This is a genomic window from Nostoc sp. (assembly GCF_036916655.1).
Classification (GTDB): Bacteria; Cyanobacteriota; Cyanobacteriia; order Cyanobacteriales; family Nostocaceae; genus Nostoc.
This window is the reverse complement of sequence record NZ_JBALFY010000069.1, coordinates 40143-54791: the sequence shown is the minus strand read 5'-3', so window position 1 is coordinate 54791 and position 14649 is coordinate 40143. Positions and strand designations below refer to the sequence as shown.

The window sequence follows — 14649 nt, the reverse complement described above, 5'->3', positions numbered from 1 at the left end:
AACAAAGCTTTACCCCTTTCCTTGCTAACTTAGATAAAATCACTATGGTACTAGTTAACCCTCCCAACCTGAATGAAAAGCGATATCTCCCCTTCCCCACTCTCTCTTCAACGTCCTGAACTACTTGCACCAGCAGGTAACTGGGACTGTGCTAAAGCTGCTGTGGAAAATGGAGCAGATGCGATTTACTTCGGTTTGGATCGGTTTAACGCCAGAATGCGGGCACAAAATTTTACTGAGGCAGACTTACCCCAATTGATGACATTCTTGCACCGCCGGGGCGTAAAAGGTTATGTCACTGTCAATACGCTAATATTTCCCAAGGAACTAGCAGAAGCACAGCAATATCTCCGCACAATTATTGCCGCAGGTGTGGATGCAGTGATTGTCCAAGATATTGGGATATGCCGCCTCATCCGTCACCTCTCCCCAGATTTTCCGATCCATGCTTCTACCCAAATGACCATCACCAGTGCGGCTGGGGTGGAATTTGCCAAATCCCTCGGCTGTCAATTAGTCGTGCTGGCGCGTGAATGTTCTCTCCAGGAAATCAATAAAATACAGCAGCAGATTGCCCTACAAGAAACTTCGCTGCCCTTGGAAGTGTTTGTTCACGGTGCTTTGTGCGTGGCCTATTCTGGTCAGTGTTTGACTAGTGAGGCTTTAGGTGGACGTTCTGCCAACCGGGGCGAATGTGCCCAAGCTTGCCGGATGCCCTACGATTTAATCGCTGATGGGGAAGTTGTAAATTTAAAAGAACGCAAATATTTACTCAGTCCTCAAGACTTAGCAGGGTTAGATGTTTTGCCCGATTTGGTGAAATCAGGAGTAACTTGTCTCAAAATTGAAGGTCGCCTGAAAGCTCCAGAGTATGTTGCTAATGTCACCCGTGTTTATCGGCAAGCTCTAGATCGGGTGATGGAAGAGATCCCCCCTAGCCCCCCTTCAAAAGGGGGGAACATAGCCCCCCTTGTTAAGGGGGGTTGGGGGGATCTTTCACAACAACGGGCAACAGATCAAGAACACTACAACTTAGAAATGGCATTTTCTCGCGGACTCTACACGGGTTGGTTTGGTGGGATTAACAATCAGGAATTAGTTCATGCCCGCTTTGGTAAAAAGCGTGGCGTTTATCTGGGTGAAGTTATCCGCATTTACAACGAACAGGTAACAGTTAAATTGGAAGCGCCTCTAAAACCAGGGGATGGAATTGTATTTGACTGCGGTCATCCAGAGGCGAAGGAAGAAGGTGGCCGGGTTTATGCTGTAGTATCCAAAGGTAAAGAAACCATGCTGACCTTTGGGCGAAATGATTTGAACCTGCGCCGAGTGCATATAGGCGATCGCATCTGGAAAACCAGCGATCCAGAACTCGATAAGCAACTGCGTCAGAGTTTTGCAGGCGAGAACCCACAATTTCAGCGTCCGATTGACTTGGAGATTTATGGCGAAGTTGGTCAGGCGTTGATTGCGATCGCCCGCGATCAATTCGGTAATATTGTCCAAATTGAGTCTGCAATTTCACTCGCGGAGGCACACACTAAACCCCTAGATACAGACCGTTTACAAGAACAATTTGGTCGTTTGGGTAACACCCCCTTCTGTTTGGGAACCCTAACCAACCACCTCATCGGTGCGATTATACTACCCGTCAGTGAGTTGAACCGGATGCGGCGAGAAATAGTTGCACAGTTGGAAGAATTGCGGAGTCAACCCAAACGCTGGCAATTACTTTCTAATATCTCTTTCCAGGACTTACTCCCCTCCTCATCCCCCACATCTCCCACATCCCCCTCACTCATCGTCCTAGTACGAAATCTCAAGCAACTGCAAGCCGCCCTCAAAGCTGATGTTGAAACACTCTACTGTGAATTTGAAGATCCCCGCGCCTACCGAGAAGCAGTACAAATAGTGCGCCAACAACAGCAAAATTCTTCACGTTTAACTCATAACTCAGCACTCATAACTCCTAACTCCCCACTCCCCACAATTTGGGTTGCACCACCCCGAATTACCAAACCAGGAGAAAACTGGATTTTGCAGCAAGTACGTACTTGTGAGGCAGATGGCTATTTGATACGGAACTATGACCAACTGCAATTTTTTGCCGCAGACCGTTGTATCGGAGATTTCTCACTTAACGTTGCTAATCCCTTAACAGCAGATTACTTTCAGCAACGCTTTGGTTTAGAACGACTGACGGCATCCTATGACCTGAATATTACCCAACTACAAGACCTGCTCACTAGTTGCCCTCCCCAGTGGTTTGAGGTGACAATCCATCAGCATATACCGATGTTTCACATGGAGCATTGTGTTTTTTGTGCCTTTCTATCAACGGGTACAGATTATACAAACTGTGGACGACCTTGTGATAAGCATGAAGTGAAATTAAAAGACCGTGTAGGTACTGAACACGTTCTCAAAGCAGATGTAGGTTGCCGCAATACTGTATTTAATGGCACTGCTCAAACGGGAGCCGAGTACGTACAACGTCTGATAGAACTGGGATTACGTCACTTCCGCATTGAGTTTGTGAATGAGACACCAGAGGAAGTGACTAAAACAATACATCGTTACCGTCAACTACTGCAAGGTGAAATTACAGGTTCCCAACTATGGCGCGAGTTAAAGTTGCAAAATCAATTAGGCGTAACTCGTGGCCCTATGGGAGTGTCTGCATTGCGGTCATAATTCATTTTCTAAACGCCCAGCTTGAAAAATCTGTTCGGCGGTCAAGTTTAATTCTGGGAATGTAGGGGATATGATGCGTTGTTTACCGCCGCAGGCATCGCTTCCCCGAAACAGATTAACTTGATACTCACCATCCACTAAATAGTAAACGGAAACAGTCGGTTGTTTGGGATTACCTATGTACCTTCTACCGCCTAAAGCTAAATAGTCAACAATCCAGTATTCAAGAACCCCAAAAGTTTCGTAGTCAATCAGCTTATGTGCATAATCATCCTTCCAATTAGTGCTGACGACTTCAATAACTAGAGGAACCGACGCAGCTTGAGTAACTGTTGAATACTTTTTCCACATCGGTTCCGCCGAAAGATTCTTTTGATTTATCACTATCACATCAGGCGAATAACCTGATTCTTTGTCAGGAACCTTAACTAGTGCTTGCTTGGGTATAAGGTATGGGAGTTTTAATCGTTTGAACTCTAAAGTTACTTAGCCAGCTAAAAAACCATTAATCTCTTCATTCACTCCTACTGGCTGCATTTCAACAATTACCCCATCGTGTAGTTCATAACATCCGCCGTCTGGCTTCCAATTGAGGAATTCTTCAAAAGCGATCGTTTTTGGTAAGGCTTGAAACATCACACTTACTCCTGATGACGATTCAGAGTTTAGCAAATTACTTGCTTGGTATCACATCACTGAGGAGAATCGCTATAATAACCAGATAGACGTGATTGTAGTCAATGAATGTCATGGAAATCAAAAATATTAAGGAAGAAGCAAGACGGCTAATTGACAAATTGCCAGAAAATTTGACATGGGATGATTTAATGTATGAAATCTATGTAAGACAAGCAATAGAAGCGGGATTAACTGATAGTGAAGCGGGAAGAGTTGTTTCTGTTGAAGAGGTACGTGCAAAATTTGGATTGCAACCGTGAAAGTTTTTTGGACAGAAACAGCCGTTAATCATTTATCTTCTATTTATACTTATATATCTCAAAATTCTCCTCATTATGCTCAAAGACTGGTTGAGCGATTAACTCAATGCTCTGAGCAAATTGCCCAATTTCCATTATCGGGTCGCATTGTCCCAGAATTTGAAACTAAGCAGATTAGAGAAGTTATTGAAGGCTCTTATCGGATTATTTATTATATTAAGTCTGACCAAATTGATGTTCTTGCTGTTCTTCATGGTTCTCAAAAAATCGAATCTATCATTGATGAAACTTGATTCTTTGCCAGGAACTTTTACTAATGCTTGCTTGGGTATTAGGTATGGGAGTTTTAATCTTTTGAATTCTCAAGTTATTTCACCCGCTAAAAAACCATTAATCCTTTCACGATATCCTACTGGCTGCATTTCAATAATTACCCTATCGTATAGTTCATAACATCCGCCGTCTGGCTTCCAATTGAGGAATTCTTCAAAAGCGATCGTTTTTGGGTTTTCGAGACGCGATAAATCGCCGTCTCTACAAGTGTTTTGGGCTTATCTGAACTGTATTGCGTTATAAACTCAACGTTGGAACCGACTAGATGTTAATGTTTCCTTAAAGCTCTAATAGTTAGTGCTTAAACCTATATCAGTATTTTTGTGAGGCTTACAATCATTTTGTAAAAATCAATGCAACTAAAGTTATTTAAGTGGGCGATTCTTCCCGTTGCGTTTGTGGCTGCGAGCCTCCTAAGCGTACACACGGTAGTGGCGGAAAAGGGTGAAAGCGTTGGAAGCATAGAGAAGGGCGAAAAGTTTGAAGGGGGTGAAAGGGGTAGAAGGATCAAACATATCTTTGTCATAGATATGGAGAACCACAACTTCACGCAACCCAGCAGCGATACAAGTGCGCCCCACCAGATATTCGGCAATCCCGCAGCCCCCTATCAGAATAGCCTCATTACCCCCGGAAATCAGAATGCCGCTCAGGTTTCCTACGCTGGTGCTTACCATAACGTTCTAGCTACACCATCCGGCAATAACCCGAGCATCCACCCATCCGAGCCAAACTATATTTGGCAGGAAGCTGGCGATAACTTCGGCGTGTTGAACGATAATGATCCTTTCAAAAATCCTGGTGGCACTAACCAGAATACGACACTCCATCTCAGTGCTTTACTTGAAAAAGCTGGTATCTCTTGGAAATCCTACCAGGAAGACATTGACCTGGCAAAAAATGCTAATGGTCTGCTTACCAACACGGTTCTACCTCAAAACCAATGGACTGTTCCACTGAGCAGCTTTAGTGGTACGTCACCTGATTATACTAATCCTTACAACGGTAGCCATCAATATAATTTCGCTACTAAACACGATGGTCATCTGTTTTTCACTGATACCAACGGCGGTAACGACCCGACACCAGCAAACCCCCTAGCATCTAAATATGCACCATTGCAACAATTAGAGGAAGACCTAGCTCATAATAGAGTTGCTCGTTACAACCTAATTACACCAGACCAATTCAACGATTCACACACGGCGTTGACTAATGGATTTGACTATCATGGGGTGCATTACACAGGCGATCAGTCCGCAATTGCCCAGGGTGACAATTTTCTTGCCACGATCATTCCAGAGATCATGCGCTCCGATGCTTACAAGGATGATGGTGCGATCGTAATCTGGTGGGATGAGAGTGAAGGTACTAACCAGAACGACTTCAGCCACACCATAGAGGAAATCGTGATCTCACCTCTGGCCAAAGGCAACGCCTATGAAAGCTTCGTAAATTACACTCATTCGTCTGACCTGAAAAGTTGGGAGGAACTATTCGGTGTATACGCACCAGGTGACGGATTTTTGGGTGATGCAAACTCACCGGACACCAACGACCTCTCGGATCTCTTTAAGAGGGGCGCACTCACCTCGAAGGAGCGGAGAGAATGGACAAATAAACACGATTAATTCGTGCTTTAGAGGATTACTTTAAGGCAACGACAATTCAACCCAAAAAGCATCCGCGTTGACATCAAAATAAAAACCTGGAATGATTGTTTTTAGTTGTAACCAAATATTTTCTTATTGTTGTAAGCCTCCATATTTACCACTGCTGGGCAGTTTGTTTAACTATCTCCACAAGCCTCAGCACAGTTGGGGATGTCTCGTTTTTTCGCCAAATCATCGCGATCGCTACGCCAATGTCTGCAACGAACGCTACTTTTGAGCTAGGTTCTTGTAATGTTTTATAAACTACGCCAATGCGTTGCAGATTTTGCAAAGATGCTGGCACGATCGCAATGCCCATCTCGGCTGCTACCAGACTAACAATCGTCTGCATCTGAATGGCTTCTTGAACAACCTTGGGACTAAAGCCTGCTTGCTGACACAGACTGATAATTAAGTCATAAAGCCCTGGTGCTAATATCCTGGGAAATAAAATAAATGGTTCATTGGCTAGCGATCGCCAACAAATATCAGATTGATTCGCTAACAAATGTGCTTCAGGTAATGCCACCATCAGAGGCTCTTGAAAAATTGTTTCGCAACTAAATTTATTGTCTTCCACAGGTGGACGCAGAAATCCCACATCCATTCGACCTTCTCGCAACCACTCTAACTGTTGATCTGTAGTTAGTTCATGCAACTCAATGCTTACACCAGGAACCTGACTACGAAAAGTTCGCAGGATCGTTGGCAAAATATTATACGCCGCCGAACTGACAAAGCCGACCACCAATTGTCCAATTTCGCCCCGACTTGTTTGTTGCCCGACTTGGATTGCCTGTTGTAATTGCCTCATAATTTGCTGAACTTCACCCAGAAATACTTGCCCCGCTTCTGTTAACCGTACATTTCGTTTCGTGCGGTAAAACAGTTCAAAACCCAATTCCTTCTCTAGCTGACGAATTTGTTGACTTAGGGGAGGTTGAGCAATATGTAATCGTTCTGCTGCCTTTCCAAAGTGTAGTTCCTCTGCCAAAGTGACAAAATAGCGCAGGTGTCTTAGTTCCATCTGTTACCTGAATTCATATCTTTAAAATATTAGTTAAGGTGAAAATATATATTGGACATAATTAAAAATCTTTTTTACTGTGATGAATAGGCGGCGATCAACCCAAGGCACATGGTTGATGATCGAAAAATCAACACTCTGTAATTTCACCACTTATGAACAATCTATCGATCGCTAATAATAATTGGGATACTGCCCTTTACGAAGATAAACATACCTTTGTCTGGCAGTATGGTGAAGACTTACTCAAACTCCTTAACCCCAAACCAGGAGAATCCATTTTGGATCTGGGCTGTGGTACTGGACAACTCACAGATAAAATTGCCCAAGCTGGTGCTGAAGTTTGGGGAATTGATAGCGCACCTGCGATGATTGAAAAGGCAAGAGAAAACTATCCCCATATCCGCTTTGATGTTGCGGATGCGACAAATTTTCAAGTTGAACAGCCCTTTGATGCGGTGTTTTCTAACGCTGTATTACATTGGGTGAAAGAAGCAGATAGCGCGATCGCTTCCATCCATCAATCCCTAAAACCCGGAGGGCGTTTTGTTGCTGAATTTGGGGGTAAAGGGAATGTAAAGGCGATCGTCACAGCTTTATATAGTGCTTTAGAGTCCATTGGTATTCCCCAAACACAAGTAGAGAATCCTTGGTATTACCCCAGTATTGGTGAGTACACCACTCTACTAGAACAACAAGGCTTTGATGCCATTTATGCTATCCTCTTTCCTCGTCCCACTCCCTTAGCAGAGGGAGAAGCTGGCATCGCAAACTGGATTAAAATGTTCGCCGGCTCTTTCTTCGCCGGACTTACACCTGAGCAACAAATAAAAATAATTCCCGTCATTGAGGAATATCTGAAGCCAACACTATATCAACAAGGAACTTGGACAGCAGATTATCGAAGAATTCGCATCGTTGCCGTTAAACTTTAATTTGTGCGAATTTTAACTTATACCTTCATGACAAATTATGAATTAGTATCAGTTATGCATATACCTAAATTGTGCGATCGCCTTTGGCTTTGGCGCAGCGATCGCCAGATATCGTTTTCATTACTACTAACCATTAGCCTTACCACTTTACTAGTTCCGCCCTCACTAGCACAAACGCCCCTAATCCCGTCGCCTTCTAGTGCGCCTTTAGAACTAGACTTATTGACCAAGCCAAAAGACTATATAATCACAGCTAACACCATTCATCCAGAACGATTAACCGTTCCTAGTTTATGGTGGGCACAACAAAACTCTGAGAAAAAGCTATTGGATAATTGGATAGCATATCCAGCTTCAGAGAAAGAACCTGCACGAGTAGACTTGATCGTAAATCAGCAAATTTGGAGCTTACTAGAGTATATAGAACGCTACGACTTTGTGAATCGCTTGGGTAGTGCTGCCCGAAACTTTGGTTACAACGTCCGAGTATTCAATTATCAAAAAGAACCTTTGGCAACCTACACTTGCAACTTTAGTACAAGTCCAGCTTTATGCAGTATCCAAACGGCTGTTAAGAACAAGATAGGGTTCCAGCGTTCTTTGTAGGGATTGGAGATTGGGGACTGGGGATTGGGAGCAGGGAGCAGGGAAAAGAATTTTCCCCTCCGCCCCCTGCACGCTGCCCCTCTGCCTCTTTTCAATGCCCCATTCCTAATTAAATCTTAATTTTGGCGAATAAAGACTCGTATTGTTTTATTGCTGATGGTGGTAAGGGAAGTAAAAATTCGCTTTTATTGAAAATGTTGCGATCGCTCTCTAACAAACTCCATAATGGTTCTTGAATATCGGAAGCAGTAATATTTGTAGCAATTGGCGAATTACTTTTAGTCAGCACCGAAATTTGTTTTGCTGTGCTTGGTTGCCAACAAAAATCAATCCATTGATCTGATAAAGTACCTTTAGCAATCCCTGCGGGACGTACCCATAAATCTGCCCACATTGCTGTTCCTGACTGGGGGATCACAGCGGCAAGTTGCGGATAACGTCCCAAAACTGGCAGCACATCGCTTGACCAACCAACCGCTAGCCAAGTATCTTCCATAATTAGAGGTTCTAAGTAGTTATTGGAACTGTAGAACTTCACTTGTTGATTTAATGTTCGTAATTCCTTTTCCAAGTCTGGTACTTGGTCAAGATTGTCTGTATTATAAGATTTTCCGAGCTTCTTTAAGACCAAGCCAATAACTTCTCGTGGTTGATTGAGTAGGGAAATGCGCTGCTGCACTCCATCTCGCCACAAATCACTCCAATCTTTGGGCGTCCATCCCAACTTTTGCAACTTGTCACGGTTATAAATAATTACCGTGCTACCCCACCTATAAGGCGCACCCCACACCTTCCCTTGAGTATCTAAATTACCTTGGTCGTTGCGCGTTACTAATTTCTTCCACTTTTCATCTAAAGTAGACCACTGTTTTAATTGGTTTCCCTGTACTTCTTGAAGTGGTTGAATCAATTTCTGCTCAATAGCTGCTGTTAACCAGTAATCCCCCAATGTTACTAGGTCTGCTTCAGGTGTTTTTTGACCTTGCCTAAAGGGTATAAAGCGTCTCCATCCCTGCTCATCAGTAGTCTTGGGTTTTTGCTGCCAACTTTGTAATTGCTGAAATAAATCCTGTATCCGCTCAACTGGAGCAAACTTTAACTGCACCTGTTGCTGCAAACCCTTGTGGAACTGATTCACCACCTGACCAGGTATAGAACCTTTTAATAACTGTACTTTTAGTTGCGTCTGGTTGTTTCCACCACAGCCAAAAAGCAGTTGTGAAAGTGCCAATGTGCTTGTACCTAGCAAAAAAGACCGTCGATCCATTGATTTTGGATTTGAGATTTTTGATTATACCTAATATTAAGCAGAGATTCACCAGTCGCAGACTACCTGAAAAAGTGGAGTTGGAGAATTATCGGTATTTTTTGGTTATAATACCGATAATTTTGCATATTTGACTTGAATTAGCGAGTTTTTTGGCGAAAAGCTACCCAAAAACTAAAGTTTCACCATAAATTTCCTTATTGGTACTTATGGTGAAACTTAACTTACATTTAGATTTACATCAAAAATTATCAATACTTAAATAATCCATAAGTATCGTTAAGATTGGGAGTAAATTGAATAACATAGAGAAAATGTATGGATAAAGGTATTAAATGGAGCTATTAGAGCAGCAAATCCTGACTTTAAGCCAAAAGCTGGATGCCCTATGCCAAGTAATTGAGCAGCTTGATGGTAAAGTCACTCAAGCTTTTTCAGAGTGTTCTTTAGGGAATACACAAGCAAAGGATAATTATCAGGGAAATGGGGTGGCTGGGGGCTATCAGTTCAAAGGACGTAATAATTTAAATCCAGAAATGGAACACAAGGATGTATTGACAGATGGTATTTATCTAGACATGCATCGTCAAAGTGGAGATAACATCACACCAGAAATTCAAATACAACGACTGACAGCACAATTAACAGCAGCATACAATCGCATTGCGGCTTTAGAAGAACAATTACTTAGAGAGAGAATTCATTAAATTTAACCTGAGTTCAACGAATTAAAAAATGGATTGAGGTAAGTAAGGTGAGCCTTTAGGTTAAATATCGAGTGATGGTTTTATAGGCATATACTTAGATAGAAGTAATTAATCCAGCCATCAAATAGATAAAAAAGTTGAAACACACTATTACATATCTTTACGTAATAGTGTGATATATCTACCTATAGGTTTTTAGTCAACACTCACTATGAAACAAAAAAAAACAATCCTAAGACTGATGTAATTGAGATATTCTATCGTTCAAAAACCAAGATTTTCTTATTAATTTGCGTTTTTATCATTACTGTTTTTGCCATCTTGTTATCAAATTGGTTGATGGCAAGCCAAACAGCTTTTGCAAAAATTGATCTTTTGCAACCTGCTCCTACTCAACCGCTAGGCTATTACGACTATTTTGGCAAACTGCTCACTCCTCAAGAAGCATCACAACTAGTTGTAAATAAACGACTCAACCCTAATGACCCTATTTCTTATCAAAGGGTAGGGGCAGTTAAAATTACTAAGGAATTAATTGCAAAAGGCGAAGATATATTTTTCAACCGGAAGATAGGAGACACATTTGGTTTGCAAGGAGTATTTGGTTTTGCACTGGGCTTCGCTAAGATATCGAATGAATTAGGTGTAGCGATCGCTAGTTTACAAGGTCAGCCAACGACAAACCTAAAAATTACTCTCCAGAAAGATTTAACCGTAGGTAGTCGAACTTTTCCCAAAGGGACTGTTATTCCTACAGGTTTAAAAGTTCTCAAGGGACAGAGTGTTGCACTAGGATTGACACCTGGCTTTAACATTACCTGTGCGCTTTGTCATGCAACTCTTTCTAATGATAGTAAAGTCATTCCAGGAGTACCTAATGGAGAATTAGCAAGCCCTTTGTTGATTGCTTTAGCACCAAATACAGCCGCAGGGTTTGCACGGTTAAACTTCAACCCCTTAGACCCACAATATAAAGGCAATGGTAAAACTATTATTGATAGTAAAGGTCATCAGGTAGAACTACCCGATCCTGAGAAGTTAGAAAAAGCCTTTGACGATGCAGTGTTAGATGTACCTTTCGGTCATTTCGAGAGTTCACCTGATGGTATCAGAGACAGTACTCAAATTCCTAGTCTTTTCACGTTTAAAAATCATCCTTATGGAGCATCAGGAGAAGGAGCCATTGGCCCATTTGCTGGACTAAGCGCTCTTAATAATGGTGTTCACTCTTCAGAAATAAATCTGTTGGCAGCCGCTCAACTCAGTGCAGATACTCTCGGTATTGACCCAGAAGTTTATATTGGTACATTTCTGCAAAATGCTGCTGTTCCCAGCCTACGTTTACCAGAAGGAGTAATAGTAAAACCCTCTGAATGGCTGCGGGGGGTAATTGCACCCAATCCTACACAAGCAGAATTAGAAGACCAAATTCCTGCCCCTGGCACAGTAACTTATCCAAAACTGCGTCCCAGTTTGTTTAGTTTAAACGGTTTGGTTTTCAGCCCAAATACTGGAAAGCTAGGTGATATTGCCAGTGGCTCTTTTTTATTTGCTAGTAACGCCATGTCTGCTTTTCAAAATAGCTTAGTGCCACCTGCCAACCAGACTTCAGAAAACTGGCAAGCACTGACAAATAATTCTGTTAAGCGTGGGGCAAAAGTATTTGAGAAAGCTAATTGTGCAACTTGCCATATTCCACCATTTTTCACCGACAACAAAATTCATCCAATTGATGAAATTCGTACTAACCCAGCCCGTGCCCAGTCTCACTTAGCACTGAATAATCTGTTAGTACCACCCAAGTTATACACTTTTAATACTCCTGTTCCCATACCTGCTAATGCTGAAGTGTTGGATGTACCGACGCAGGGTATCTCTGATACTCCCACAACTCTACCCAAAGGAATATTACCCAAAGGTGGTTATAAAACTACTACGTTACGTGGTCTTTATGCAAGCGCACCGTATTTGCACGATGGTGGTTCAGCAGTACGGGCAGGAAGCCTAAAATTTGACTCAAATGGTTGTTTTACGGTTGTTAACAAGAGTGGCTTAGGGCTATCTGGCACTCTTAGCCAAGCTATACCTGCTGATCCTGCTAGCAGCTTGCGTGCCTTGCTTGATCGCGATCTTCGCGCCTTAGTTATAAAAGCCAACAAAGCTAACCCTAGTTTAGTGCGTAGTAATCTTGATGGTACAGGTCATTACTTCTACGTAGATAGACAAGCTGGGTTTAATTACAACCAGCAAGCAGACCTGATTAATTTCTTGCTGGCACTTGATGACAATCCTGGAAGTTTTTAATCAAGCTACGACTGATATCATATTTTAATACCAAGTCGTCTAGTGATACATCATGAAGGCGACTTGGTATTAATTTAAGCAAGTGTAAGATAGCAGGCACATTTTAACGCAATCTAGATCGGAGATGCACTACGAACCTTATAGGTAGATTCCTCTATGAGGCTTTTTCTGGAAAGCTACTGCTTGCTTTCGCTTTGTCCACCAGCCAAAACCAAGAGCAAGCAATGAGCCACTTACTGTGTAGGGTTCAGGAACAGAACGGGGTACAACACTAAAGCTGCCATAATCTACATTGCTTGAAAGCTCTGAATAACCCTCATTTAAACTACTGTAGAATACGTTAACGTTGCCATTTCCATCTTCCCCGCTTCCTGAAACCAGGTAAGAAAAACCGTCTCCCGTTAACAGCGGGGTATTCGCATTTAACAAATTATCATTGATTCCGTATGTACCTGGTGAGAGTAGCCCGATGATTTTATCAGTAATTCCTTGGACTGTCCTTGTGCCAGTTATTCCTGTAATTGTGTAATTGTTTTTTATAGAATTTAGATCGGTGGTGGTAAGGATACCGCTAGCGGAAATCGCTGTACCATTTGCTTCATAACTGGGAAAAGAGTACTGAAAATCAAATAGTTGTACAGCTTGGGCCGCAGATGCACCGACACCAGTGATACTTATAACAGCACTGGCGGTAACGATACTAAGGTTTTTGACTAATTTCATCAGATAATTCTCTTGAAAAACTAGAAGGTAAACAAAGTTGCATAGCATATAGTAATCCTATTTGATTTGCTCTCCAGCGAGAGGCTCAGATCCACGATTTATTTAAGAAATTGGTGGTCTTTTTGCTCATAATTTATTGAATTGCTAAAGATGTTCTTGCGTAGATACACGCAGACTTAGTTGTAGTATGTAATTACTACAACTATCTTTCTCCGACTCAGAGAGGAACAGACTTTAACTTTGGTTCAAGGCAGTACTTAGTCGTTCAAATTGGGCTTCAATGGCTGCCAAAAGTTGATGCTGCTGCCAATCTTGGCTAAGATGGGCGGCTATGCATGCAGCTCCAGCACCTATACCTTCTTTCACAAAGCCCTGCTCATAAGCTCTCAGTTGGGGATAACGAGAATCAGCAAAGCTAAGATGAGTTGCTAATAAGGGAGGGGTTCTTCCACTCTCAGTTAAGCTGGTTTTTTCTAAGTTGAGGGCTAAGTCAACTGTAGCGCCAGTAGGGTCTTCTGCTACCCAGCGAGTTGTGCCTACAACTATTTCTTCTGGTTGCCATGATAAAGCGTAAGCTTGAGCGATCGCACTCATCAGTGCATAAACCGCTAACATTTGCGTCCCTCCAGCTAGCATTACACCACAACTACGACTAGCTGCGATCGCCATCCCAGCTACAACTACTTGCATGGGATCGCCCACGGCGGCTACGAGTTCTAGAGGATCTACAGAATTTTGGATTTGCGATTGGAATGTCTCATCCTGCTCCCTGCCCCCTGCTCCCTGCCCCCTGCTCCCCTTCATCTTCTCCAGTCCAGTTTGCACTAATGCCCACTTTTGTGTATGGTTACAAACAGGGTGGCTACTGTTAACTTTTCCGGCAGCATCTATACCCAAACCAGTTAAGATTGCTAGGGCAGTTGTAGTGCCTCCGACGACGCACTCACCAATAATCAGATATCCCTGTTGGATATTAGTAGCAAGGCGTTCTCCCCAAAGTAGCCCTTGTTCAAGTAAGTGGTGTACAGTTGTGATTTCCATAGCAGCACCTCCACTTAAACACTTAGCAGGAGCGCCACCCAAATCAATTACTGGCACAGCAGGAGGCTGGGGTAAACCAGCATTAAATAAATGAACTGGTATTTTTAGTGACTCAAAGACGGCGCGAGAAATCAGCACGGGCGAAGCCCCAGCCGCTAATGGTGGTAGGGGGTATTGGGCTTTATGTTCTGGCCCGTAATACAAAAACTCGGCATCAGCACAAGCGGTATATTTCCGATCCTCTGGAGTGCGACCGGCTGCTGAAATTCCTGGAATTAAACCAGTTTCAGTAAATCCTAAAACACAGGCAAATATGGGTAGACAACCACGATATCGTCGTAGCCATTCTTCACCCTGTTCTTTTTGAGTATAAATACTAATTTGGGAATTGGGCATTGGGTATGGGCATTGATGATTAGTAA

At 42.7% G+C, this 14649-nt stretch carries 13 protein-coding genes and 1 pseudogene; 8 read left to right on the top strand and 6 right to left on the bottom strand.

Annotated elements, in window-relative coordinates:
* Positions 1–72 precede the first annotated feature (72 nt).
* The gene (locus V7L31_RS20085) at positions 73–2694 is read left to right on the top strand and encodes a U32 family peptidase (protein WP_334697871.1); all 2622 of its coding nucleotides are present in this window, start codon (positions 73–75) and stop codon (positions 2692–2694) included.
* Here V7L31_RS20085 and V7L31_RS20080 read toward each other — a convergent pair.
* Positions 2689–3330 (bottom strand): annotated as a pseudogene (locus V7L31_RS20080) (Uma2 family endonuclease). The gene V7L31_RS20085 and the pseudogene V7L31_RS20080 overlap by 6 nt on opposite strands.
* A 104-nt stretch (positions 3331–3434) precedes the next feature.
* Between V7L31_RS20080 and V7L31_RS20075 the strand changes: the two are divergent.
* The gene (locus V7L31_RS20075; protein WP_229488218.1) at positions 3435–3632 is read left to right on the top strand and encodes a hypothetical protein; all 198 of its coding nucleotides are present in this window, start codon (positions 3435–3437) and stop codon (positions 3630–3632) included.
* On the top strand, positions 3629–3925 hold the full coding sequence (locus V7L31_RS20070; RefSeq protein ID WP_334697870.1) for a type II toxin-antitoxin system RelE/ParE family toxin: 297 nt from the start codon (positions 3629–3631) through the stop codon (positions 3923–3925). Before V7L31_RS20075 ends, V7L31_RS20070 begins: the two co-directional genes overlap by 4 nt.
* A 453-nt stretch (positions 3926–4378) precedes the next feature.
* On the opposite strand, the gene V7L31_RS20065 is transcribed toward V7L31_RS20070, so the two are convergent.
* Entirely contained in the window at positions 4379–4642 is a 264-nt protein-coding gene (locus V7L31_RS20065; protein WP_334697894.1) for a hypothetical protein, read from the bottom strand.
* Here V7L31_RS20065 and V7L31_RS20060 point away from each other — a divergent pair.
* Entirely contained in the window at positions 4550–5596 is a 1047-nt protein-coding gene (locus V7L31_RS20060) for an alkaline phosphatase family protein (RefSeq protein ID WP_334697893.1), read from the top strand. The genes V7L31_RS20065 and V7L31_RS20060 overlap by 93 nt on opposite strands.
* A 136-nt stretch (positions 5597–5732) precedes the next feature.
* On the opposite strand, the gene V7L31_RS20055 is transcribed toward V7L31_RS20060, so the two are convergent.
* On the bottom strand, positions 5733–6644 hold the full coding sequence (locus V7L31_RS20055; RefSeq protein WP_334697869.1) for a LysR family transcriptional regulator: 912 nt from the start codon (positions 6642–6644) through the stop codon (positions 5733–5735).
* A 155-nt stretch (positions 6645–6799) separates the two neighbouring features.
* Here V7L31_RS20055 and V7L31_RS20050 point away from each other — a divergent pair, with 155 nt between their 5' ends.
* Both V7L31_RS20050 and V7L31_RS20045 read left to right on the top strand, forming a co-directional pair.
* On the top strand, positions 6800–7579 hold the full coding sequence (locus V7L31_RS20050) for a class I SAM-dependent methyltransferase (protein ID WP_334697868.1): 780 nt from the start codon (positions 6800–6802) through the stop codon (positions 7577–7579).
* Between the two features lie 54 nt (positions 7580–7633).
* Positions 7634–8185, top strand: a complete 552-nt coding sequence (locus V7L31_RS20045) for a hypothetical protein (RefSeq protein ID WP_334697867.1) — start codon at positions 7634–7636, stop codon at positions 8183–8185.
* A gap of 109 nt (positions 8186–8294) precedes the next feature.
* On the opposite strand, the gene V7L31_RS20040 is transcribed toward V7L31_RS20045, so the two are convergent.
* A complete protein-coding gene (locus V7L31_RS20040; RefSeq protein WP_334697866.1) occupies positions 8295–9452 on the bottom strand; it encodes an extracellular solute-binding protein in 1158 nt (385 codons plus the stop codon).
* 335 nt (positions 9453–9787) lie between these two features.
* On the opposite strand from V7L31_RS20040, the gene V7L31_RS20035 reads away from it, so the two are divergent.
* Positions 9788–10159, top strand: a complete 372-nt coding sequence (locus tag V7L31_RS20035) for a hypothetical protein (protein ID WP_334697865.1) — start codon at positions 9788–9790, stop codon at positions 10157–10159.
* Positions 10160–10498: 339 nt separating this feature from the next.
* Positions 10499–12463, top strand: coding sequence for a di-heme oxidoredictase family protein (locus V7L31_RS20030; protein WP_334697864.1), 1965 nt, complete (start codon positions 10499–10501; stop codon positions 12461–12463).
* A gap of 138 nt (positions 12464–12601) precedes the next feature.
* Here V7L31_RS20030 and V7L31_RS20025 read toward each other — a convergent pair whose 3' ends face one another.
* Entirely contained in the window at positions 12602–13186 is a 585-nt protein-coding gene (locus V7L31_RS20025; RefSeq protein ID WP_334697863.1) for a PEP-CTERM sorting domain-containing protein, read from the bottom strand.
* 234 nt (positions 13187–13420) lie between these two features.
* Positions 13421–14623 (bottom strand): nicotinate mononucleotide-dependent phosphoribosyltransferase CobT, encoded by a 1203-nt coding sequence (cobT, locus tag V7L31_RS20020; RefSeq protein WP_334697862.1) that lies wholly within the window; start codon positions 14621–14623, stop codon positions 13421–13423.
* Positions 14624–14649: the final 26 nt, after the last annotated feature.

Excerpts from the sequence above, each read along its gene's own strand:
- V7L31_RS20085 (WP_334697871.1), top strand. The coding sequence starts at position 73 with ATGAAAAGCGATATCTCCCCTTCCCCACTCTCTCTTCAACGTCCTGAA.
- V7L31_RS20075 (WP_229488218.1), top strand. The coding sequence starts at position 3,435 with ATGAATGTCATGGAAATCAAAAATATTAAGGAAGAAGCAAGACGGCTA.
- V7L31_RS20065 (WP_334697894.1), bottom strand. The coding sequence starts at position 4,642 with ATGGTAAGCACCAGCGTAGGAAACCTGAGCGGCATTCTGATTTCCGGG.
- V7L31_RS20055 (WP_334697869.1), bottom strand. The coding sequence starts at position 6,644 with ATGGAACTAAGACACCTGCGCTATTTTGTCACTTTGGCAGAGGAACTA.
- V7L31_RS20050 (WP_334697868.1), top strand. The coding sequence starts at position 6,800 with ATGAACAATCTATCGATCGCTAATAATAATTGGGATACTGCCCTTTAC.
- V7L31_RS20045 (WP_334697867.1), top strand. The coding sequence starts at position 7,634 with ATGCATATACCTAAATTGTGCGATCGCCTTTGGCTTTGGCGCAGCGAT.
- V7L31_RS20040 (WP_334697866.1), bottom strand. The coding sequence starts at position 9,452 with ATGGATCGACGGTCTTTTTTGCTAGGTACAAGCACATTGGCACTTTCA.
- V7L31_RS20035 (WP_334697865.1), top strand. The coding sequence starts at position 9,788 with ATGGAGCTATTAGAGCAGCAAATCCTGACTTTAAGCCAAAAGCTGGAT.
- V7L31_RS20030 (WP_334697864.1), top strand. The coding sequence starts at position 10,499 with ATGGCAAGCCAAACAGCTTTTGCAAAAATTGATCTTTTGCAACCTGCT.
- V7L31_RS20025 (WP_334697863.1), bottom strand. The coding sequence starts at position 13,186 with ATGAAATTAGTCAAAAACCTTAGTATCGTTACCGCCAGTGCTGTTATA.
- cobT (WP_334697862.1), bottom strand. The coding sequence starts at position 14,623 with ATGCCCAATTCCCAAATTAGTATTTATACTCAAAAAGAACAGGGTGAA.